At 50.7% G+C, this 22,523-nt stretch carries 23 protein-coding genes; 15 read left to right on the top strand and 8 right to left on the bottom strand.

What is annotated here, in order from left to right:
- The first annotated feature begins 47 nt into the window (after positions 1-47).
- Complete coding sequence (locus ACJTMZ_RS03570; protein ID WP_408626836.1) at positions 48-2,204, top strand: hypothetical protein; 2,157 nt, start codon at positions 48-50, stop codon at positions 2,202-2,204.
- Positions 2,205-2,235: 31 nt separating this feature from the next.
- On the opposite strand, the gene ACJTMZ_RS03565 is transcribed toward ACJTMZ_RS03570, so the two are convergent.
- The 3 genes from ACJTMZ_RS03565 to ACJTMZ_RS03555 are packed head-to-tail and all read right to left on the bottom strand — an operon-like array spanning position 2,236 to position 4,980.
- The gene (locus ACJTMZ_RS03565; RefSeq protein ID WP_408626835.1) at positions 2,236-3,702 is read right to left on the bottom strand and encodes a glucosyltransferase domain-containing protein; all 1,467 of its coding nucleotides are present in this window, start codon (positions 3,700-3,702) and stop codon (positions 2,236-2,238) included.
- Positions 3,695-4,621, bottom strand: coding sequence for a glycosyltransferase family 2 protein (locus ACJTMZ_RS03560; protein ID WP_408626834.1), 927 nt, complete (start codon positions 4,619-4,621; stop codon positions 3,695-3,697). Before ACJTMZ_RS03560 ends, ACJTMZ_RS03565 begins: the two co-directional genes overlap by 8 nt.
- A complete protein-coding gene (locus ACJTMZ_RS03555; protein WP_408626833.1) occupies positions 4,618-4,980 on the bottom strand; it encodes a GtrA family protein in 363 nt (120 codons plus the stop codon). The genes ACJTMZ_RS03560 and ACJTMZ_RS03555 overlap by 4 nt, the downstream gene beginning before the upstream one ends.
- 112 nt (positions 4,981-5,092) lie before the next feature.
- Between ACJTMZ_RS03555 and ACJTMZ_RS03550 the strand changes: the two genes are divergently transcribed.
- The 3 genes from ACJTMZ_RS03550 to yedD all read left to right on the top strand — a co-directional run bounded on the left by ACJTMZ_RS03550 (position 5,093) and on the right by yedD (position 7,428).
- Entirely contained in the window at positions 5,093-5,398 is a 306-nt protein-coding gene (locus tag ACJTMZ_RS03550; RefSeq protein WP_408626832.1) for a hypothetical protein, read from the top strand.
- Positions 5,398-6,666, top strand: a complete 1,269-nt coding sequence (locus ACJTMZ_RS03545; protein WP_044704326.1) for a Y-family DNA polymerase — start codon at positions 5,398-5,400, stop codon at positions 6,664-6,666. The genes ACJTMZ_RS03550 and ACJTMZ_RS03545 overlap by 1 nt, the downstream gene beginning before the upstream one ends.
- A 348-nt stretch (positions 6,667-7,014) precedes the next feature.
- Positions 7,015-7,428, top strand: coding sequence for a lipoprotein YedD (gene yedD, locus ACJTMZ_RS03540; protein WP_252010676.1), 414 nt, complete (start codon positions 7,015-7,017; stop codon positions 7,426-7,428).
- Positions 7,429-7,530: 102 nt separating this feature from the next.
- On the opposite strand, the gene amyA is transcribed toward yedD, so the two are convergent.
- From amyA to fliD, 4 genes are all read right to left on the bottom strand, one after another.
- The gene (gene amyA, locus ACJTMZ_RS03535) at positions 7,531-9,018 is read right to left on the bottom strand and encodes an alpha-amylase (RefSeq protein WP_032671684.1); all 1,488 of its coding nucleotides are present in this window, start codon (positions 9,016-9,018) and stop codon (positions 7,531-7,533) included.
- A 98-nt stretch (positions 9,019-9,116) separates the two neighbouring features.
- Entirely contained in the window at positions 9,117-9,488 is a 372-nt protein-coding gene (gene fliT / locus ACJTMZ_RS03530; protein WP_006811148.1) for a flagella biosynthesis regulatory protein FliT, read from the bottom strand.
- Positions 9,488-9,898, bottom strand: a complete 411-nt coding sequence (gene fliS / locus ACJTMZ_RS03525; RefSeq protein ID WP_003859616.1) for a flagellar export chaperone FliS — start codon at positions 9,896-9,898, stop codon at positions 9,488-9,490. Before fliS ends, fliT begins: the two co-directional genes overlap by 1 nt.
- 30 nt (positions 9,899-9,928) lie before the next feature.
- Positions 9,929-11,341: a flagellar filament capping protein FliD gene (gene fliD, locus ACJTMZ_RS03520; protein WP_017693218.1), complete on the bottom strand. Its 1,413-nt coding sequence runs from the start codon at positions 11,339-11,341 to the stop codon at positions 9,929-9,931.
- 269 nt (positions 11,342-11,610) lie between these two features.
- Between fliD and ACJTMZ_RS03515 the strand changes: the two genes are divergently transcribed.
- From ACJTMZ_RS03515 to sdiA, 8 genes are all read left to right on the top strand, one after another.
- On the top strand, positions 11,611-12,702 hold the full coding sequence (locus ACJTMZ_RS03515) for a FliC/FljB family flagellin (RefSeq protein ID WP_109937510.1): 1,092 nt from the start codon (positions 11,611-11,613) through the stop codon (positions 12,700-12,702).
- Positions 12,703-12,865: 163 nt separating this feature from the next.
- On the top strand, positions 12,866-13,585 hold the full coding sequence (locus tag ACJTMZ_RS03510) for an RNA polymerase sigma factor FliA (RefSeq protein ID WP_003859623.1): 720 nt from the start codon (positions 12,866-12,868) through the stop codon (positions 13,583-13,585).
- A 54-nt stretch (positions 13,586-13,639) separates the two neighbouring features.
- The gene (gene fliZ / locus ACJTMZ_RS03505; RefSeq protein WP_015570235.1) at positions 13,640-14,191 is read left to right on the top strand and encodes a flagella biosynthesis regulatory protein FliZ; all 552 of its coding nucleotides are present in this window, start codon (positions 13,640-13,642) and stop codon (positions 14,189-14,191) included.
- A gap of 86 nt (positions 14,192-14,277) precedes the next feature.
- Positions 14,278-15,078 (top strand): cystine ABC transporter substrate-binding protein, encoded by an 801-nt coding sequence (gene tcyJ / locus ACJTMZ_RS03500; RefSeq protein WP_003859627.1) that lies wholly within the window; start codon positions 14,278-14,280, stop codon positions 15,076-15,078.
- Positions 15,079-15,181: 103 nt separating this feature from the next.
- Positions 15,182-16,168 (top strand): D-cysteine desulfhydrase, encoded by a 987-nt coding sequence (gene dcyD, locus ACJTMZ_RS03495; protein WP_017384480.1) that lies wholly within the window; start codon positions 15,182-15,184, stop codon positions 16,166-16,168.
- A gap of 21 nt (positions 16,169-16,189) precedes the next feature.
- Complete coding sequence (tcyL, locus tag ACJTMZ_RS03490) at positions 16,190-16,858, top strand: cystine ABC transporter permease (protein WP_003859632.1); 669 nt, start codon at positions 16,190-16,192, stop codon at positions 16,856-16,858.
- Complete coding sequence (gene tcyN / locus ACJTMZ_RS03485) at positions 16,855-17,607, top strand: L-cystine ABC transporter ATP-binding protein TcyN (protein ID WP_252010675.1); 753 nt, start codon at positions 16,855-16,857, stop codon at positions 17,605-17,607. Before tcyL ends, tcyN begins: the two co-directional genes overlap by 4 nt.
- Before the next feature lie 223 nt (positions 17,608-17,830).
- Positions 17,831-18,553 (top strand): transcriptional regulator SdiA, encoded by a 723-nt coding sequence (sdiA, locus tag ACJTMZ_RS03480; protein ID WP_017384479.1) that lies wholly within the window; start codon positions 17,831-17,833, stop codon positions 18,551-18,553.
- 64 nt (positions 18,554-18,617) lie between these two features.
- Here sdiA and ACJTMZ_RS03475 read toward each other — a convergent pair whose 3' ends face one another.
- Positions 18,618-18,842: a DUF2594 family protein gene (locus ACJTMZ_RS03475; RefSeq protein WP_003859644.1), complete on the bottom strand. Its 225-nt coding sequence runs from the start codon at positions 18,840-18,842 to the stop codon at positions 18,618-18,620.
- A 464-nt stretch (positions 18,843-19,306) separates the two neighbouring features.
- On the opposite strand from ACJTMZ_RS03475, the gene uvrY reads away from it, so the two are divergent.
- Genes uvrY through pgsA form a run of 3 tightly spaced genes read left to right on the top strand, consistent with a single transcriptional unit; the run spans position 19,307 to position 22,397 of the window.
- The gene (uvrY, locus tag ACJTMZ_RS03470) at positions 19,307-19,963 is read left to right on the top strand and encodes a UvrY/SirA/GacA family response regulator transcription factor (protein ID WP_017384478.1); all 657 of its coding nucleotides are present in this window, start codon (positions 19,307-19,309) and stop codon (positions 19,961-19,963) included.
- Entirely contained in the window at positions 19,960-21,792 is a 1,833-nt protein-coding gene (gene uvrC / locus ACJTMZ_RS03465) for an excinuclease ABC subunit UvrC (RefSeq protein WP_408626829.1), read from the top strand. Before uvrY ends, uvrC begins: the two co-directional genes overlap by 4 nt.
- Positions 21,793-21,848: 56 nt before the next feature.
- A complete protein-coding gene (gene pgsA, locus ACJTMZ_RS03460; protein WP_003859652.1) occupies positions 21,849-22,397 on the top strand; it encodes a CDP-diacylglycerol--glycerol-3-phosphate 3-phosphatidyltransferase in 549 nt (182 codons plus the stop codon).
- Positions 22,398-22,523 lie beyond the last annotated feature (126 nt).

Raw genomic sequence — 22,523 nt, 5'->3', positions numbered from 1 at the left:
CGACCAACCATACCCGGCCACCGCGCCGGGTTTTTTATGGAATCAATATGGCTACGCAACCTACCAATTTGCCTGTACCAAGCGAATCACCGCGCGACCTGAAGTTTAATGCCGGGAAAATTGATGAGTTTGTCACGTCAATGGCCCAGCAATATGAAGACCGATTCGGCGGGAAGCACTATACAATTGAGGGCCTTCGCTGGCTTGCGCAGCAGGCCATTGCCGCTTATGGTTACATCACGGTGGACTCATTTCAGAATGGGGCGACCCTAACATTACCTAATCAGGTTCTTAGGGACGAAAGCACCGACCAATATTACCGATGGGATGGCTCTCTTCCTAAAGTTGTAGCTCCAGGATCTACACCTGAAAACACTGGTGGGATTGGTGCAGGGGCATGGATCTACATTGATGAGTATCTCAATGTATTGCCATCTTTGGTTGGCTATACAGGCGGGGATATTTACCCCCCGATAAGAAGCGCATCTGTAAGCTCAGGTCAGGTGATCCCTTCAGGAGTTAGATTTGTTAGAGTTGATGGGGATCTCATGATGATGAGCACTCCACTATCATCTCCATTGACTGTAACTAGCTATGACTCAACTGCTATAAACGGAACAGTTGAGCTGTACCCAGTCTCTTTCTTTAACGAAGTGAATTCAGGCTGGAAGATCGCACAGAATGACGCTCAGTTACAGAGGCTCCTTGGTGTGGGTGGCAATATAATACTCTCCGCACAAAACTACACGCTGTCAGGCGATTTCACGGTAAATAATGATTTAACTATTAAATCCAAATGGAAAAAGACAAAATTCACAGTTAACCAGTTTTGGCTGAGAACGCCATTAACCGCTTCAATCAGACAACCATATGACATAACCATTGACGGCAATATAGAGTGGGATTTTTCACAGCAATCAGATAATAGTGCGCCGAATCCGTCATTTGCAATTATAACTGGCGGTAAATGTTTCTTAAGAGACATATCGATGCATGGGTCTTGGTATAGCAATGCAGAATGCAATACAGGAACAGAGCTCTATGCTTACAATGTCTACAGTTTTGATGCAGGACTTGGTAAACAATCTGGAGGCTCCGGAGATGCAGAGACAAGGCTGGGGTCTGGATTTGTAGTTAAGAACTTCGCTAAAGTATTTATTGATGGGTTTAGGGGTATAAACACCTACCAATCGACACTGTTTGTATACTCAGACATAGCAAACAGAACAAATACCATTGACATTTCAAGGACTGAAATTAATGGCTCTGGAGGGAATGGTATCAGGGTTATGGGCTCTGATGCTGAACACGTAGGTGCAACCAGGGTAGTAATTAATAATTTTATTGTAAAAAACTGTGAATCACATGGAATAAGATGTAACTTTAGACTCGGCGTCGTAAATACAGGTTATATAGAGTCTTGTAATGCTGCTTTGGCAATAGAATATTCAAGTGATATGCTTGTGTCTGATATTGTCGCCAGTAGATGCGCGACTGGTATTTTGTGCAGGTACTATGCATTAGAAGGTACAGATAAACTTACTTTTTCCAACATCAAGATAAGTAACCCATCGGTACAGGCAATCTATTTCGCAAGAAACTCAGGTAACACTACGAACGCGTTGGGTAAAATAAGGTTCTCTGATATTGAGATTGACATCACCGACACAAACGCGAGAGCTATCGATTTTAGCGGAAAACCGACAGGTGCATCAGGAAACTGTGATGTAACATTCAGTGATATCTCAATTACAGGAGCCTGGGCTGACACAAACAGGGCTTTTGTGGAGGTTACTGATTGCAGGCATATTAAATTCGCAGGTGTTACATTCCTGTCAACTCAGGGAACTCCTAGTTCATATATCAAAACAGGAGCATCAACAAGCGTCATAATGAAGGAAGTAACAGCTCTTTCACACTTCGGCTCCTCAACTGTTGTAAGGCCATTTGAAATCTTGACAGGAACCGAAACTGTTAATATTACTGGATGCGTTATCCCTGTGACCAGTAATGGAAATGTTGCATATTCCAGTACCCCTACGTATAGATATGAATCTTGTAATCAATTCTTGAACAGCAGCAACAATAAAACCTGGACATTGACCAACTACTCCACACAAACCAGAAGTGTAGACGCGGCAAGCAACCCTGCATTAGCAACTCTTATTGCAGATATTGCAAGTAATAACGCTATAACAAGATAAAGTTTGGGGGAGTTCGTCTCCCCCGCTTCATCTACTCACATATTTTCTTCGCGCCATTTATCCAGGCGATGTTTTTTCCTGAGTGATGATATATTGAGTATTTTTCATTAGAAACAACTGGCGTTATGTTTCTTGAACAAACCTCATTTATGATTTTCTTTTGTTCAGCTCTGTTAAACTGGAATTTGTAGTTAATTCCGTACTGACCAATCATGTAGGATAACACCCAGTCGGACGATGGATTATAAATCATGTCCACAATCGGGAATGTCCCTACTGGACGCTTAGCGTTTAAAGCCAGAACCTTGTTCCCACCTAAATATGTAATGGAATTGTTTAATGCATTAATCTTCGTTACGTCGCTTGCGATCATTGAAGTTATGAATTTTTCATATTCAATCTGAGATTTAATTGCATTCATCGTTACGCTAATGCAGATAAACGAAAGTATCGCAAACGCTGTAGAGATGGCAACTGGAATTGCAATTCCTGCTCGCCCTTTAAATGTGATTGTAGGGTAGATCAGAAGAGAAACAAAAAGGCCGAAACAAACCAATGTCCTTGGGAAGAATATTGATTCATTGATAATGATTATTACCCCGCCGATTAGTAGATAAGCCACAGGCAAGGAAATTAAAGCAATGATAAATGTTGTCAAACGACGGTTAGACTTAATCGTCACATTAGCCATAAGCAAACCATAAACAACGACCATTGCCAAAATGGAAGATAGTCCTTCCCATGGTGAAAATGAAACGACCTTTTTGGTTAGAACTTCTACATTATGAACAATTCTGGGGAAGAAATTGCTATCGAATGGGATTAGTGATGACCTGGTCGGGTCGCTGGAGTAGGCAGGTACAACTATTGTCATGTAGAGGATGTATGATAAGACAAAAATTGTTCCATAAATGAGTATCTCCTTAATAGGATTCTCAATGTTTCCGTCAATTAATCTCTTCACTAGCAATATAACAACCGCTGAAGCAAAAATACCCCCGCAAGGTTGATACAAAGATAGCGAGCACATAATGAGAAGGATGGATATAATTGCGTATGGTATGGTTTTCTTTGATGCAGTGTAAACAGCTAAAGCCGCACAAAGAATACCAATCGACATTGTGATTGAGTCAAATCTGTATAGCAAGTTTTGAATGTAGAACGGATTGAATATCAGAGCCGAAAGAACAAAGTAATCTACTTTGCTAGGCGTTGTGCTTACTGACTTGGCTAAGTAAACTACTGAAAGTGATAGGGCTGCAACACTTATGATCTGCGTGAATGGCGCAGTGTCTATGTTCTGATGTGAGTTGAAAGATAAAATCTTGAAAAAATAATCTGCCAGCGGCCTCCCCAATCCACTTAGCCCAAAAACTCCATCAGCTGCCCTCATATAGTCATCTGAGTAATATGAGTTTACGGTGATTATAGGCAGTACATAAATGAATGAAACTGCCAATAACACATAAAAAGCAATTCTCTCATTTTTATTAAGCATTTTTATTACTCTTTTTAAGAATGTACTTTGGACGATTTTTAACTTCTACATATATCCTGCCGATATACTCTCCAAGAACCCCAATCCCAATAAGCTGTATGCCGCCGAGGAAAAGGATGGACACAAGCAATGATGGATATCCGCGTACGGCATTACCGAATGCAAGTGTGTCAATAATCATCCACGCTCCGTAGAGAAAAGCCGCACCAGCCACGAATAAACCGATGTAAGTCCACATACGCAACGGGAATGTAGAGAAGCTTGTAATGCCCTCAAGTGCGAGGTTCCAAAGTTTCCAGCCGTTGAATTTCGTGCTGCCAGCAACGCGCTCGGCTCGGGCATACTCGACTACATCAGTGCGCCCACCAACCCATGACAAGACACCTTTCATGAAAAGGTTACGCTCAGGTAAAAGCTTAATATTTTCTACAACCTCACGAGACATAAGACGGAAGTCACCAACGTTTTCTTCAATCTTCGGGTTGCTGATTTTATTGTGAAGCTTATAGAACCACTCGGCAGATTTACGCTTTAACCTGCTGTCGGTAGATCGGTCAGAGCGTTTAGCAAGAACCATATCAGCCCCGGCCTGCCATTTCTCTATCAGGTGAGGAATGACTTCGATAGGGTCCTGCAAGTCTACGTCGATCGGGATAATCGCTTCACCGGTCGCGTGGTCAAGGCCGGCGAACAGAGCGGGCTCTTTACCGAAGTTTCTTGTGAATGACAGCGGAACTACAAGTGGGTCTGCAACGGCAATCGCATTAATTATCGACTCTGTAGCATCTTTACTGCCGTCATTGATGAAGACTATCTCAACTTCATGCTGCTGAAGCCCTTCAAATTCCCGAACCGTTTTATAAAAAATAGGTATCGCGTCTTCTTCGTTGAAGACGGGAACGACCAGAGAAATTTTCATTTCGCATCCCTAAAGACAATGAACTTTGAATAAACAAAACCGCACACCAGACTGATTGCGGAGAAGAGAATGAGAGTCACAATTGGAGCCATACCGGACTTATCGGCAGCCCAACCAACAGCTGCGCTTAAGGATCCCATAAACCCAACATACAGCATGTAGCGCATCGTGGTTGTGGAGGACTTAAAAGTGAACCTGGCGTTTGCAAAGAAGCTGAATGACACCGCCACGACGAATCCGGCAAAGTTGCCAAGTGCCTGGCCTGTATGAAATGCGTAGATGCAAACAGCGAACACAACCCAGTGAATGAGCGTGTTGATAACACCTATTGATGTGTACTTGGCGAATAACTTTAACATTATAAAAATCAGTGAATTCGGAAAGGTCTGAAGTTTAGCATCACTGTGCAACTTGATCGACTCTCATATTTGACGATACTGTATATAAATACAGTTGTTTTGGGAGGTGGCCATGGAGGCAAAAGCTCAGCGATACAGGCTTGAACAGTTATGTGGTGTTAACCGTTACTCATGCCTGGTTGAAACGTCAGGCGGTTATGCGCTTTTTCAGCCTGATCTTGTGCCATCCAACGGAACACGCGTGCTGGTGCATGCGTTCGGACAACTACAGTTCGCGGTCGTTATGGGCGGTGCGCTCATCACCGAAGACGGTGAAAGCATAGAGGGAGATGCTTTAGATGAAGTCGATGTCATGGGAGTTGTGACCTTTTTTATCAATGGCGCTGCGGCGTTCACAGACGACAATCCGGTGATGTGATGTTTGCCCTGGTTGATGTGAACTCATTTTATGCCAGCTGCGAGACGGTGTTCAGACCCGATCTGCGCGGGCGGCCGGTTGTCGTTCTGTCGAATAATGACGGGTGCGTAATAGCGCGTAGCGCAGAAGCAAAGGCTGCCGGGATAGCGATGGGTGAGCCGTTCTTCAAGCAGAAGGAATTGTTCCGGCGCGCTGGTGTTGTTTGCTTCAGCAGCAACTACGAGCTCTATGCAGATATGTCCAGCCGGGTAATGACCACGCTGGAAGAAATGAGCCCGCGCGTGGAAATTTACAGCATAGACGAAGCCTTTTGCGACCTGACCGGCGTAAGAAACTGCCGTGACCTGACTGAGTTCGGGAAAGAGATCCGCGCGACTATTTTACAGCGGACGCATCTTACAGTCGGCGTCGGCATAGCGCAGACCAAGACGCTGGCTAAGCTGGCTAACCATGCTGCGAAAAAATGGCAGCGGCAGACGGGCGGGGTGGTCGATCTCTCAAACGTCGACCGGCAGCGAAGGTTACTGGCGCTTGTTCCTGTGGAGGATGTCTGGGGCGTTGGTCGGCGCATCAGCAAGAAGCTGAACGCTATGGGCATCAAAACCGCACTGGACCTTTCAGAGCAGAGTACGTGGATTATCCGTAAACACTTCAACGTTGTGCTGGAGCGAACTGTGCGGGAACTGCGTGGTGAGCCATGCCTGGATCTGGAAGAGTTCGCGCCGGTGAAGCAGGAAATCGTATGCAGCCGATCGTTTGGCGAACGCATTACTGACTATGAGCAAATGCGGCAGGCTATTTGTAGCTACGCGGCCCGTGGCGCTGAGAAGCTTCGCGGCGAGCACCAGTATTGCCGTTTTATATCCGCCTTCGTTAAGACCTCTCCATTTGCCCTTAATGAGCCGTATTACGGAAACAGCGCATCGGTAAGGCTGCTCACGCCAACTCAGGACAGCAGAGACATCATCAACGCCGCGGTAAAGTGTCTGGACAAAATATGGAAGGACGGCCACCGGTACCAGAAAGCGGGTGTGATGCTGGGTGACTTCTTCAGCCAGGGCGTGGCCCAACTCAACCTGTTCGACGACAGCGCTCCGCGTGCCGGAAGTGAAAAGTTGATGGAAGTGCTGGATCACCTGAATGCAAAGGACGGAAAGGGCACGCTCTATTTTGCCGGGCAGGGTATACAGCAGCAGTGGCAGATGAAGCGTGAAATGCTGTCGCCTCGATACACTACGAGATTTTCAGATTTGCTTGTTGTCCGATAAAAGAGGTGCGCACCTGATAAATCTTACAATCGGATCGGTGGTGATTATGCTGATGAAGGCATTGGGCGTAAAGCGGCAAGTTGCGAAACTGGAAGGAACTACGCAAAGTTTGGCGGTGGGGCATGGATGGGACACAAAACAGCACTCGTTCTAAGGTGAACTTAGACGACTGATGTTTTCGACGACTATAACCATCTGTTATTTGGTGCGCTCTTGGACGATCTTTGTCGATTATGAAAAATGTATGCTCATGTGATGGGGATGCAGGTTTAATCAATACCTATCTTACGCTGGCAGCCTGATGGCTTTAATGCCACAATATTTTTTTCTTCGCATGCAGGAAAGATGATGAAAAAAGTAGCAATTGTGGCTGCGATGCTGACGTTAGCGGGATGTGTTCAGGTAGATAACTATCAGGAAGTGATTAAGCACCCGGTACCTTCGCAACTGGCAGGTTACTGGCAGTCGAAAGGGCCGCAGAGCGCGATGGTGAGCCCGGAAGCGATCGCCACGCTGGTGGTGACGCCAGAGGGGGATACGCTGGATTGCCGTCAGTGGCAGCGCGTTATCGCGGTGCCGGGTAAGATCATGCTGCGTTCAGATGATTATTACAACATGACGCGTAAGCTGGATGTCTATCCGCTGGAGCGTGATGGGGCGGCGCTGGAGTATGACGGTATGGAACTGTACAAGGTTGACCGTCCAACAGTGGAATGCGCAGATTACCTGAGCAAGAATCCGCTGGAGAGTAAGCTTCCGTAGCGGTAAAAGCAAAACGGCAATCATATTGCCGTTTTTAGGGTTTGCTCCCTCTCCCGGTGGGAGAGGGTCGGGGTGAGGGCATCAGGCCGCACTTTCCCAGCACTACAGCGCGTCCTCAATCACCCAGACGCTGACGCTTCCCCCGTTACAGAAGAACGTCCCTTCGCCATCCGCCGCCGTGGTCACGGTTTCCTCGCGATTGCCCAAAAAATCACGCCAGTTTTTATTGCCGTAATTCTCACCGAGACAGATGGTCTTCTCGCCGTCATCACCGTTCGACAGCACCACCACGCAGCCAGGGTTATCCTCCGTTCCGCTGCGGCTGAAGGCAATGCAGTTTGGATGGTCGAAAAAGAGCGTCTGCACGCCGTGGGCGAAGCGCTGTCGGGCGAGGATCAGCTCGTGGAGCTGCTCGATCACTGGCATATCAATGTGATACGTCTCGCCATCCCCGCCGGTGTCGTCATAGCTGGCGCCAAAAAGATCCGGATAGAACACGCTCGGCACGCCGTTTTCACGCAGCAGGATGAGCGCGTAGGCCAGCGGTTTGAACCAGGCTTCAACCGGGGCTTCCAGCGCCTGCAAGGGTTGGGTATCGTGGTTGGCTACCAGGGTCACGGCATGGAACGGATCGGCTTCCACTAGCGTACCGGTGAAAATCTGGCTCATATCGTAGTCGCGTCCCTGGCGTGACGCTTCGTGAAATTTCATTTGCAGCGGCGCATCAAACAGCATGGTTTTGCCGTCCACCTGATTGATGTAGTGCTGCAATTTATCCACTTCGTGAGACCAGTATTCCGCCACAATAAACAGCGGCTGCGGGGCCACCTCCTGGACGTGCTCAATCCACTCTTTATAGAACCAGGCCGGGATGTGTTTTACCGCGTCCAGGCGGAAGCCGTCGCAGTGGGTTTGCTCCATCACCCAGCGCGCCCAGTATTTGATCTCCTCCGTCACCGCATGGTTGCGAAAATCAATATTTTCACCCATCAGGTAATCGAAATTGCCCATCTCGTCGTCGACCTGATCGTTCCAGCCTTCGCCGGTGTAGTCGTTCACGATTTTGAAGATACCGTCCTCATTGGGGTTTTCAATGTGGTCGATACCGCTGAAGCATTTGTAATCCCAGATGAATTGCGAATACTGCCCGGCCCGAACGGGGAAGGTGTAACGCGTCCAGGCTTCGCATTCGATGATCTCATCGCTGATTTGGGTGCGATCCTGAGCATCCACACGCTGCACGCGGACGGGTTCCTTTTCATCGGCCCCCATTTTATGGTTGACCACCACGTCCAGAAGCACCGCAATCTGGTTGCTTTTTAAGGCGTTGATGGCCTCCAGCAGCTGGGCTTTATCGCCGTATTTGGTGGCGACGCTGCCTTTCTGGTCAAACTCACCGAGGTCGAAAAGGTCATAAGAGTCATACCCGACGGAATAGCCGCCGGATGCCCCTTTGTATGCCGGCGGTAACCAGACCATATTGATGCCGATTTCGTTCAGGTTGGGGGCTAATGCCGTGACTTCTCGCCACAGTTCACCGCCGGTGGGGTAGTACCAGTGAAAACATTGTAAAAGTGTTGGGTTGCGCATGCACCATCTCCATGAGGTCGCGAAACTCAAGTATGGAGCAGGTTTGGCAGAAATGCCTGGCGAACGAAACGGTTAACGTTTGCCCGCCAGTTAAATGGCTAATTAATATCGCTATTACTTTGCGGAACCAGGACATGACCGCCCTGGTTACCGTAGGTGGAGAGAACGGTTTTCTGGATGGAGGATTGCCCAACCAGCTTCGCCAGTTCATCCATTCTGGCTTGCAGCAACGTTTTTACCTGGCCTTCGTTGTCCAGGATCACCCGCAGCGTCGGGCGAAGCTGCTCCTGAATCTGCATCGAAGGTTCACTTTCCTGAGTGAGACGAGCCAGTGAGTGCACCGCATTAACATAGTCGGTTTCACAGATGATCAGATCATCCCATAGTCCCTGCCGGGCCAGTCGCAACATCAACTGGCTCTGCTCAAGGAGTTGCTGATAAAGGGCATAAAGTTGCGGTGCGTTACTCATTAGACGGCGTCCTGCATCAGTTGTGGCGTACCGGCAACCTCCTTCCACCCGTCAGCGATATTGCGCAGCAAGTTTTCCACCTCTTCGATGGCGCTGGCGTCGTTATTCACATTGGCGTGCAGGAGGCGACGTACCATATAGGCATAAAGGGCAATCAGGTTTTGCGTAAGCTCATCACCGTTATTTTCCACCAGGCCAACCTTCAGCCCGTTTTCGATAATGTTGATGGCTTTTGAGAGCGCCAGCCCTTTTGCCGGGATATTACCGTCTGCCAGGAACAGACGCGCGCGTACCAGCGCGCTGAGGGCTCCATCAAATAGCATGATAACCAGCTGCTGCTGGCTGGCGCTCATCACCGCGCTTTCAACTTCTATCTTTGCGTAGGCTTGCGTGCCTTTTGCGCCGTACATGTTATCCCCCTCGGGTCTGATTAGCGTTTACTACTTGTTGCTGGACGTATTTTCGAACTGCTGCGTCAGGTAGCTGCTGGTGTTGTTCAGCGAGGTCATCAGTACGTCCAGCTGGGTAAACTGGGCTTTGTACTGCGCCACTCTCGCGTCAATACGTTCGCTCACGGCGTTATATTGATCCGTTAACTTGTTCAGCGTTTTGCTGACGCCATCTTTGGCCGCCTGGATAATGCCTTTACTGGAAAGCCAGTCAGTCAGATGGGTGGCCATGGTGGTAGTGATCCCGGTGGTTTTACCGTCACCCACAACCAAATCTTTCACGGCAGACGGGTTATCCGTCAGCGCTTTTTTCAGCTTGTCGCTGTCCAGCTCCAGCTTGCCCGTGCTTGGATCTGAAGTAATGCCGACCTGAGACAGCGTTTTATAGGCGGTTCCGCCGACGGAGTTGCCCAGCATGGTTTTCAGCTGCGTCTGAATAGTACGCAGCGTGCTGTCCCCGAGCAGGGCACCGTTGCTGGAGTCCTGCGCATCTGTACCCGCATCAACTGCCGTATATTTGGTTAATGATGCAAAGCTGTCCTGAAGGGTGTTGTAGGCATCCACCCAGGCTTTCATCGCCGTTTCCGCTTTCGATGTATCTTTAGCGATCGTCAGCGTCTGGTTACCGGTGGTGACATCGTTCAGGTTCAGGGTGATATCTTCCAGCGCATCGCTGATGGTGTTGCTGCTGTTTTCGATATCGACGTTATTCACCTTCAGCTTGGCGTTCTGCGCGGTGACGCTTTCTGTCATGCCGTTGCTGGCGTCGGTGCTGGTGCCGTTGTAACCCATAAAGGATTGCAGGGCGCTGTCGCCGCTCACGCTGATGCTGACCGCGTTGTCCGCCCCGGTTTCGGTGGAGGTGATGGACAGACGGTACTGACCATTACCGACGTTAATAATACTGGCGGTCACGCCGGCGTCAGCTTTGTTAATCGCATCGCGAATGCCGGTCAGCGAGGAGTTTGCCGCGCTGATATCTACGGTCACCGGATCTTTACCGTTACCGGCGGTAAAGGTGATCTTGCTGTCAGCCGTGGCAATGGCCGTTTTGGTATCCGGCTGCGCGTTTTTGGTCGTCAGGGTTTGCGCCTGCGCCAGCTGCGACACGCTGATGGTGTATTTACCGGCAATCGCGCTGCCGGTAGTGGTGGCGCTGAATGCCGTGGTACTGCTCGACGTGCTGGTCGCTGTAAACAGGTCGGCTTTATTCAGCGCGGTGTTGGCGGTCTGAAACGCTTCCAGTGAACTTTTCAACGTGCCGTAAGCGCTCAGCTTGGCGGTATACGATGTCTGTTGTTTGGAAATTGGCGTCAGCTGTGCTTTTTCGGCCGTGGTCAGACTATCCAGAATGTCTGCTAACTTAAGACCCGAACCAATCCCCAATGATGAAATACTTGCCATATTTATTCCTTAATCTATCGACACGTAGAACGAATAGTGGGGTTATCGGCCTTAATGGGGGAAAGTTTACGGTTAATTTCTTTTTTTTAATGGCGGGAATAACGGTAATAGAGAAGAGCTTTTCCGTGGCTAAAAAAATTAACGCGATCCTGAAAAAATATCTAAAGGTTGGTTTGGACCAGACGATAACACCTTTGACGGCGATGAAGCCGAAGGGTGGAAACCCAAATCTAACCAAACAGATTTGATGAACAACAGGAATCGAAATCATGGCACAAGTCATTAATACCAACAGCCTCTCGCTGATCACTCAGAACAACATCAACAAGAACCAGTCCGCTCTGTCTTCTTCTATCGAGCGTCTGTCTTCTGGTCTGCGTATCAACAGCGCGAAAGATGACGCTGCGGGCCAGGCTATCGCTAACCGCTTCACCTCTAACATCAAAGGCCTGACTCAGGCTGCACGTAACGCTAACGACGGTATCTCTCTGGCGCAGACCACTGAAGGCGCGCTGTCTGAAATCAACAACAACCTTCAGCGTGTTCGTGAACTGACCGTTCAGGCTTCGACTGGAACTAACTCTGAATCCGACCTGTCTTCTATTCAGGATGAAATCACCTCCCGTCTGGCTGAAATTGACCGTGTGTCACAACAGACTCAGTTTAACGGCGTGAACGTGCTGTCTAAAACCGGGGAAATGAAAATTCAGGTAGGTGCTAACGACGGTCAGACCATCACTATCAACCTGAAAGAAATCAATTCAACTAAATTGGGCCTAAATGACTTCAACGTTACCAGTGGTTTCACTGCGGTTGGCTCAAATGTAACAGGTAAAGATGGTACTGATGACGTAACAGTTGCTAGCGCAGACATTAAAGATACTTCTGGCAACGCTGTTGACTTGTATACTTATGAAGATAAAAACGGTGCTACTCAGTACGCGACTAAGGATGCAGATGGTAACTACACTAAGGCAACCGTTGCATTCACTAAAGGTGATGCCACTGCCACACCAGCTACTGTAGACAAAGCTGTAGTAACGACCACTACTGATGCTGTGGATGATAATTCTGTCACCAAAACAGCCAGCCCTCTGGCCGCGCTAGACTCTGCAATCGCATCAGTAGACGAATTCCGCTCTTCTCTGGGTGCGGTACAGAACCGTCTGAGCTCTGCGGTAACCAACCTGAACAACACCACCACCAACCTGTCTGAAGCGCAGTCCCGTATTCAGGACGCCGACTATGCGACCGAAGTGTCCAACATGTCTAAAGCGCAAATCATCCAGCAGGCCGGTAACTCCGTGCTGTCCAAAGCTAACCAGGTTCCTCAGCAGGTTCTGTCTCTGCTGCAAGGCTAATCGCCTGTTTAAGCTCAAACCCCGCTTCGGCGGGGTTTTTTCTGTCCGCATTTACGCGTAACCCCCCAAATAACCCCTCATTTCACCCACTATTCACCCGATTAAAACCCCTCCAGAATCGGATAATCATGCCGATAACTCAACTAACGCAGGGCTGTTTATCGTGAATTCACTCTATACCGCTGAAGGTGTAATGGATAAACACTCGCTGTGGCAGCGTTATGTTCCGCTGGTGCGTCACGAAGCATTGCGCCTCCAGGTGCGTTTGCCGGCGAGCGTGGAACTGGACGATCTGCTACAGGCGGGCGGTATCGGGTTATTGAATGCAGTTGACCGGTACGACGCTCTGCAAGGAACGGCATTTACGACTTACGCAGTGCAGCGTATTCGTGGTGCGATGCTGGACGAGCTGCGCAGCCGCGACTGGGTGCCGCGCAGCGTTCGCCGCAACGCGCGCGAAGTGGCGCATGCGATGGGGCAGCTGGAACAGGAGCTGGGGCGCAACGCGACAGAAACCGAAGTAGCGGAGCGTCTGGGCATTCCTGTTGAAGAGTATCGCCAGATGTTGCTCGATACCAATAACAGCCAACTCTTCTCTTATGATGAGTGGCGCGAAGAGCATGGCGATAGCATCGAGCTGGTGACCGATGAACACCAGCAAGAAAACCCGTTACACCATTTACTGGAAGGGAATTTACGCCAGCGCGTGATGGAAGCGATTGAAGCTTTACCGGAACGTGAGCAACTGGTGTTAACCCTCTATTACCAGGAAGAGCTCAATCTCAAAGAGATTGGCGCCGTGCTGGAGGTGGGCGAGTCACGGGTGAGCCAGCTGCACAGCCAGGCCATTAAACGCCTGCGCACAAAACTGGGTAAGTTATAGGTGAGTTATTCGCCTTGGAAATGCCGCACAACGTATTGACAACCAGGAGTTATCATGACGGTGCAGCAATCTAAAAGACGGCCTTTAAGCCGCTACCTGAAAGACTTTAAACACAGCCAGACGCATTGCGCCCACTGTAAAAAATTACTCGACCGCATCACGCTGGTTCGTCGCGGTGAAATCGTGAATAAGATTGCGATTTCCCGCCTCGACACGCTGATGGATGAAGCCGCCTGGCTTGAAGAGCAAAAAGAGTGGGTAGCGCTTTGCCGTTTCTGTGGCGATCTCCATTGCAAAGAGCAAAGCGACTTCTTCGATATTATCGGCTTCAAGCAATTCCTGTTTGAACAAACGGAGATGAGTCACGGCACCGTGCGTGAATACGTGGTTCGCCTGCGCCGCCTGGGTCAGCATTTGACCATGCAAAATATCTCCCGCGATCTGCTGACGACCGGATACCTGGATGAAAATCTGGAGCCCTGGCTGCCCGCCACCAGTACCAATAATTACCGCATCGCGCTGCGAAAGTACGCGCAATATAAAGTCCAGATGCCGGGCGTCATAAAGCAGAAAGTCCGCGCCGGAACAACTTCTGATATATATTAAAAAAGAATAAGATGTAGCGCAGCCGCCTTTGACGTTGCAGGCGATTTCTCTACACTACTCAAAAATTCCACTGTATCGGGGTACTTATGAAATTAGCACTTCTGGGTCGTCAGGCGCTGATGGGGATGATGGCCGTTGCGCTGGTCGCGGGGATGAGCGTGAAAACGTTCGCGGCAGAGAATCTGCTCAACAAAGTTAAAGAGCGCGGCACGCTGCTGGTTGGGCTGGAAGGAACCTATCCTCCGTTCAGCTTCCAGGGCGACGACGGCAAACTGACCGGTTTTGAAGTGGAGTTTGCGCAAGAGCTGGCGAAACACCTCGGCGTTAAAGCCTCCCTGAAACCCACCAAATGGGACGGGATGCTGGCGTCACTGGACTCCAAACGTATTGACGTGGTGATTAACCAGGTAACCATTTCTGACGAGCGTAAGAAGAAGTATGACTTCTCCACGCCGTACACCGTGTCCGGTATTCAGGCGCTGGTGAAGAAAGGTAACGAAGGCAGCATCAAATCCGCAGCGGATCTGAAAGGTAAGAAAGTCGGCGTCGGTCTGGGCACCAACTACGAGGAGTGGCTGCGCCAGAATGTGCAGGGCGTGGACATCCGTACCTACGATGATGACCCGACGAAATACCAGGATCTGCGCGTAGGCCGTATTGACGCCATTCTGGTTGACCGCCTGGCAGCGCTGGATCTGGTGAAGAAAACCAACAATACCCTGGCTGTCGCGGGTGATGCGTTCTCCCGTCAGGAATCCGGCGTGGCGGTGCGTAAAGGTAACGAGGATCTGCTGAAAGCCATCGACGGCGCCATTGCTGAGATGCAGAAAGACGGTAGCCTGAAGGCGCTTTCTGAGAAGTGGTTTGGTGCAGACGTGACGAAATAAGTCTCTGACTGACAAAAAAAGGCGCTTTTAAAAGCGCCTTTTTTATTTCTCGCGCGTCTGCGTGCATAATGAAATAACAATTGTTTGCGTGACCGGAGGAACCATGTCACTACAGAATTTAACGCGCTTTCCCCGTCTGGAATTTATCGGCGCACCCACGCCGCTGGAGTATCTGCCGCGATTTTCTGACTACCTGGGGCGCGATATATTCATTAAGCGTGACGATGTGACGCCCATGGCGATGGGCGGAAATAAGCTGCGCAAGCTGGAGTTTCTCGCCGCCGATGCTCTGCGTGAGGGGGCGGACACGCTGATCACCGCCGGGGCAATTCAGTCTAACCACGTTCGCCAGACGGCGGCAGTGGCGGCGAAGCTGGGACTCCACTGCGTAGCCCTGCTGGAGAACCCGATCGGGACGCAGGCAGAGAATTACCTGACTAACGGTAACCGTTTGCTGCTGGATCTGTTCAACGTGCAGGTTGAAATGGTCGACGCGTTGACCGACCCGGCTGCACAGCTCGACGAGCTGGCGACGCGTCTGGAAGCGCAGGGTTTTCGTCCGTACGTGATCCCGGTTGGCGGCTCGAATGCGCTGGGTGCCCTCGGCTATGTTGAGAGCGCGCTGGAAATCGCTCAGCAGTGCGAAGGCGCGGTGAGTTTATCCTCGGTGGTGGTGGCGTCCGGCAGTGCGGGGACCCATGCTGGTTTAGCGGTCGGGCTTGAGCAACTGATGCCGGAGGTCGAGCTGATTGGCGTGACGGTTTCCAGAAGCGTTGCGGAACAGAAGCCGAAAGTCGTCACCCTGCAACAGGCGGTGGCTGAACAGCTTGCGCTTCAGGCGAAGGCGGAAATACTGCTGTGGGATGACTATTTCGCGCCGGGCTATGGCACCCCCAATGATGAAGGGATGGAGGCGGTTAAGCTGCTGGCCCGTCTCGAAGGTATTCTGCTTGACCCGGTCTATACCGGCAAGGCAATGGCGGGTCTGATCGACGGCATCGCCCGCAAGCGCTTTAAGGATGAAGGACCCATTTTGTTTGTTCATACTGGCGGGGCGCCTGCGCTGTTTGCCTATCATCCTCATGTCTAAAAATCAGGTAGAAAAATAATAATGCAAGAAAGTATTCAACTGGTTATTGATTCGCTGCCGTTCTTGCTTAAGGGCGCGGTGTTTACTTTACAGCTCAGTATCGGCGGGATGTTCTTCGGGCTGGTGCTCGGGTTTGTGCTGGCACTGATGCGCATGTCGAACATCTGGCCGGTGCGGTGGCTGGCGCGGTTTTACATCTCCGTGTTCCGCGGAACGCCGCTTATCGCCCAGCTGTTTATGATTTACTACGGTCTGCCACAGTTTGGTATTGAGCTGGATCCGATCCCGGCGGCGATGATAGGCCTGTCGCTGAATACCGCGGCGTACACCTCTGAAACGCTGCGTGCGGCGATCTCCTCCATCGATAAAGGACAGTGGGAAGCGGCGGCCAGTATCGGGATGACCCCGTGGCAGACGCTGCGCCGGGCGATCCTGCCCCAGGCGGCGCGCGTGGCGCTGCCGCCGCTGAGCAACAGCTTTATCAGCCTGGTGAAAGACACCTCGCTTGCGGCGACCATTCAGGTGCCGGAGCTGTTCCGTCAGGCGCAGCTGATCACCTCGCGCACGCTGGAAGTGTTTACCATGTATCTGGCGGCCTCGCTGATTTACTGGGTGATGGCGACGGTACTGTCCGCTCTGCAAAACTATTTTGAAAACCAGCTTAACCGCCAGGAGCGTGATCCAAAATGAGTGCAATTGACGTCAAAAACCTGGTGAAAAAATTCCATGGACAAACGGTGCTGCATGGCATTGATCTTGAGGTTGAGCAGGGCGAAGTGGTAGCAATTATCGGCCCGAGCGGGTCAGGCAAAACCACGCTGCTGCGCAGCATCAATTTACTGGAGCAGCCCGAAGGCGGGACGATCCGCGTGGGTGATATCACCATTGATACCGGGAAACCCATCAGCCAGCAAAAAGGGCTGATTCGCCGCCTGCGCCAGCATGTCGGCTTCGTGTTCCAGAGCTTTAATCTCTTTCCGCACCGCACGGTGCTGGAAAACATTATTGAAGGGCCGGTCATCGTCAAGGGGGAACCTAAGGAAGACGCGACGGTCCGCGCCCGCGAGCTGCTGGCGAAGGTTGGGCTGGCAGGGAAGGAGACGAGCTATCCGCGTCGCTTATCTGGCGGGCAGCAGCAGCGTGTCGCCATTGCGCGCGCGCTGGCGATGCGCCCGGATGTGATCCTGTTTGACGAACCCACATCCGCGCTCGATCCTGAGCTGGTCGGGGAAGTACTGAACACGATCCAACAGCTGGCGCAGGAGAAACGCACGATGGTGATTGTGACGCATGAAATGAGCTTCGCTCGCGACGTTGCCGATCGGGCTATTTTCATGGATCAGGGGAGAATAGTTGAGCAGGGGCCGGCTAAAGCGCTGTTTGCCAATCCGCAGCAGCCCCGTACCCGTCAGTTCCTTGAAAAATTCTTAATGCAGTAGCATTTTAGCGTTCAATTTGCTCCAGATGCCGCTTCTGGAGCAAATTATCCTCCCTTAAACTCCGTTCTGTTGCTTTTTTATTCCGCCTGATGTGGATAAGCCATCGCCAAATTAAAGATAATCTGCCTGTGGCCGATATTTTATATAAATAATCATGCTTTATGTGTTAGGTTATATTCACCATAATAATGATTATCTTTATCAGAGGCTTCATTCAGTAAGTATGAGGGATATAGACTTTTTCACCTGGCGACGGGAATGCTTCCTCCGGTTTCAGGAAATGACCTGTGCCGAAGAGGTATATCAGGAACTTCAGCGACAAACGCAGGCGCTTGAATTCGATTATTATGCGCTTTGTGTTCGACACCCTGTGCCATTTACCCGCCCGCGAACCTCCGTCCATTCCAGTTATCCGCAACAATGGATGGCGCAATATCAGTCCGAGAATTATTTCGCCATTGACCCGGTGCTGAAGCCGGAGAATTTCATTCAGGGACATTTGCCCTGGACGGATGAATTATTCACGGATGCCCAGCAATTATGGGACGGCGCGCGGGACCACGGTTTACGCAAGGGAATAACGCAGTGTCTGATGATGCCAAATCATGCGCTCGGTTTCCTCTCCGTGTCATGTACCAGCTTACAGGCACACTCGATATCCAGTGAAGAAGTTGAGCTGCGTTTACAAATGCTCGTCCAGATGGCGCTCACTACACTGTTGCGCTTTGAACATGAGACGGTGATGCCGCCTGAAATGAAATTCAGCAAGCGTGAGCGGGAAATTCTGAAGTGGACCGCAGAAGGGAAGACGTCGGCAGAAATCGCCATCATTCTCTCCATCTCGGAAAATACCGTCAATTTCCATCAAAAGAATATGCAGAAGAAATTCAACGCACCGAATAAGATCCAGATAGCGTGTTATGCCGCGGCGACGGGGCTTATCTGACTGATATCACGTTCTGCGTGTCAGACGAGAAAACGGCTGAATGCTTTGCATCCAGCCGTTTTTGTTACTGGCGGTAGGCTTGTTTAATTTGCTTAACCGTATTGGCAAAAACAGCGGATTCCGCCTGGTCTTCCATCTGCGCGATCTGTTTTTCCATTTTAATGATCACACGACCAGCATCAGCCTGGCCCATCGCCTGTAGCATAAGCGTCAGCAGCGACTTCAGGCAGTTTACTTCCTGTGCCAGTTCCTGGTTATTCTCGGCAGTGGCAAATTCAGGTGTGCTCATTTATTTTCCTCATTATAAAACAGCGCATGAGCGCGACGATGAAAGTTAAGGCGGCGGAGTATACCACAAGCTACGGCAAAAAATGCAGTGGTTGTTTTTTATACTTATCGCGCAGTGATTATTGGGCGGCGCGGATTATGAAGGTACCCTGTCCAATATGTTAGCGACAATTAAATGTTTATCCCCGGTTCGCTATTCGTTAATTGTTGTTACAAAAAATCGCGCGCTCTTTTTCGTTTGAGTTAACAACTGTTTTAGTAACTTTTCGAATGTCGATGCTAAAAAATAGCGGTAAAAGCCCGGCGGGCAAGGGTTTTCTTTCCACTTACTGTACAGCTTAATTTCCAAAAACGAGACCAAAATCGAATAGCCGATTTTTTAGCGTTTTAATCTTGCATGGAAAACCGTTAATATAAACCCAATTAGCAGTCAGTAGCGTTATCCCTATTCTGGAGACATTTCCTTTGATCAACGTCCTTCTTGTTGATGACCACGAACTGGTGCGCGCAGGGATACGACGCATTCTTGAAGATATAAAGGGTATTAAAGTTGCCGGCGAGGCGTGTTGTGGCGAAGATGCCGTCAAATGGTGTCGCGCTAACTCCGCAGACGTGGTGCTGATGGATATGAACATGCCCGGTATTGGCGGGCTTGAAGCCACGCGCAAAATCGCGCGCATGTTCGTTGATACCAAAGTTATCATGCTGACCGTCCATACCGAAAATCCGCTGCCCGCCAGGGTTATGCAGGCGGGTGCTGCCGGGTATCTCAGTAAAGGCGCCGCGCCGCAGGAAGTTGTCAATGCGATCCGCACCGTACACGCCGGGCAGCGCTACATCGCTTCTGATATTGCTCAACAGATGGCTCTGAGTCAGATTGAACCGGAAAAAACGGAATCTCCGTTTGCCAGTTTGTCTGAGCGCGAATTGCAGATTATGCTGATGATCACTAAAGGTCAGAAGGTGAATGAGATCTCAGAGCAGCTGAATCTCAGCCCGAAAACGGTCAACAGCTATCGCTATCGAATGTTCAGTAAACTGAACATTCACGGTGATGTCGAACTGACTCACCTGGCCATTCGCCATGGTTTGTGCAATGCGGAGTCGTTAATAAGTCAGTGAGTGAAGCGTTCGATTCAAAAGCATTTCTGAAAACCGTCACCAGCCAGCCAGGCGTCTACCGTATGTACGATGCTGGCGGTACGGTTATCTATGTCGGTAAGGCGAAAGATCTGAAGAAACGCCTTTCCAGCTATTTCCGCAGCAACCTTGCCTCCCGTAAAACCGAAGCGCTGGTCGCACTTATACACAACATTGATGTCACCGTAACGCATACGGAAACGGAAGCGCTGCTCCTTGAGCACAACTACATTAAGTTGTATCAGCCGCGCTACAACGTTCTGCTGCGCGATGACAAATCCTATCCGTTTATCTTCCTGAGCGGCGACACGCACCCGCGGCTGGCGATGCATCGTGGCGCTAAGCATGCGAAAGGTGAATATTTCGGCCCGTTCCCGAACGGTTATGCCGTGCGGGAAACGCTGGCGCTTTTGCAAAAAATCTTTCCTGTTCGCCAGTGCGAAAATAGCGTTTATCGCAACCGCTCCCGGCCATGCCTGCAATATCAGATTGGCCGCTGCCTGGGGCCGTGCGTTGAAGGGCTGGTGAGCGAAGAAGAGTACGCGCAGCAGGTGGAATATGTCCGCCTGTTTTTAGCCGGGAAAGACGATCAGGTGCTGACGCAACTGATTGCCCGTATGGAAAAAGCCAGCGCGGCGCTGGAATTTGAGGAGGCCGCACGCATCCGCGACCAGATTCAGGCTGTGCGCAGGGTGACCGAGAAGCAGTTTGTTTCCAATACGGGCGACGACCTCGATGTTATCGGCGTAGCCTTTGACGCCGGTCTGGCCTGCGTTCATGTGCTTTTTATTCGTCAGGGCAAAGTGCTCGGCAGCCGCAGCTACTTCCCGAAAGTGCCGGGCGGCACTGAGCTGGGTGAAGTGGTGGAGACCTTCGTCGGCCAGTTTTATTTGCAGGGTAGCCAGATGCGTACGCTGCCCTCGGAGATCCTGCTCGACTTCACGCTCGATGATAAAACCCTGCTGGCGGAGTCGCTTTCAGAGCTGGCAGGCCGCCGGGTGAATGTTCAGACGAAACCGCGCGGCGATCGCGCGCGTTATCTGAAGCTGGCGCGAACCAATGCCGCCACGGCGCTGACCACCAAACTGTCCCAGCAGTCGACCGTCAGCCAGCGTTTAACCGCGCTTGCTACGCTGCTTCAGCTGCCGGAAATGAAACGCATGGAATGCTTCGACATCAGCCATACGATGGGTGAGCAGACCGTGGCGTCGTGTGTGGTCTTTGATGCCAACGGTCCGCTGCGGGCAGAGTATCGTCGCTATAACATCACCGGCATTACGCCCGGTGACGATTATGCCGCCATGAACCAGGTGCTGCGCCGTCGCTATGGTAAAGCGATTGAAGAGAGCAAAATCCCGGACGTTATCCTTATCGACGGCGGGAAAGGGCAGTTGGGGCAGGCGAAGGCGGTATTTGAATCGCTCGACGTGGAGTGGGATAAGAACCATCCGCTGCTGCTAGGGGTAGCGAAAGGGGCAGATCGTAAGGCTGGCCTGGAAACGCTGTTCTTTGAGCCGGAAGGCGAGGGCTTTAGCTTGCCGCCGGATTCCCCTGCGCTGCATGTGATCCAGCATATCCGCGATGAGTCGCACGATCACGCCATCAGTGGGCACCGTAAAAAACGGGCGAAAGTGAAAAATACCAGTACCCTTGAGACGATTGAAGGCGTCGGGCCAAAACGTCGCCAGATGCTGTTGAAGTATATGGGCGGATTGCAAGGATTACTCAACGCCAGTATGGAAGAAATTGCAAAAGTGCCGGGTATTTCGCAAGGGCTGGCAGAAAAGATCTACTACTCGTTGAAACATTGAGGGCTCTGTAGCAACATAGAGCTAAATTTTACTGACAACAGACAGTTACCGTCATCATGCGATTTAATATCCCTACGTTGCTCACTCTTTTTCGCGTTGTGCTCATTCCGTTCTTCGTCCTGGCATTTTACCTGCCGGTCGTCTGGGCGCCTTTTGCCTGTGCGCTGATTTTCCTGATCGCTGCCGTTACGGACTGGTTTGATGGTTATCTGGCGCGTCGCTGGAACCAGAGTACCCGCTTTGGCGCGTTCCTCGATCCGGTTGCGGATAAGGTGATGGTGGCAATCGCGATGGTGCTGGTGGCGGAACATTATCATACCTGGTGGGTAACGCTGCCTGCCGCGACCATGATTGGCCGTGAGATTATTATCTCTGCCCTGCGCGAGTGGATGGCGGAGCTGGGTAAACGCAGCAGCGTGGCGGTGTCCTGGATCGGTAAAGTTAAAACCACCGCACAGATGGCGGCGCTGGTATGGATGCTGTGGCGTCCGAATGCCTGGGTAGAGTGGGCCGGCATTGGTCTGCTGTGGGTTGCGGCGGTGCTGACGCTGTGGTCAATGCTGCAATATTTGAACGCTGCGCGCGGTGATTTGCTTGAACAGTGATCGTTTCGGCTTAATTTTCAGCAAACGATCCTGAGATGCAAAAAATAACGTTGACTCAAAACGTCATATCAGTAGAATGCAACGCATCGAACGGCGGCACAGTTAGCCGGACGACAATGAAATCAA

The organism is Enterobacter sp. DN (assembly GCF_046054285.1).
Lineage (GTDB): Bacteria > Pseudomonadota > Gammaproteobacteria > Enterobacterales > Enterobacteriaceae > Enterobacter > Enterobacter hormaechei_C.
Note: the sequence above shows the minus strand (reverse complement) of the source record. Positions and strands in the feature narration are given on the sequence as shown.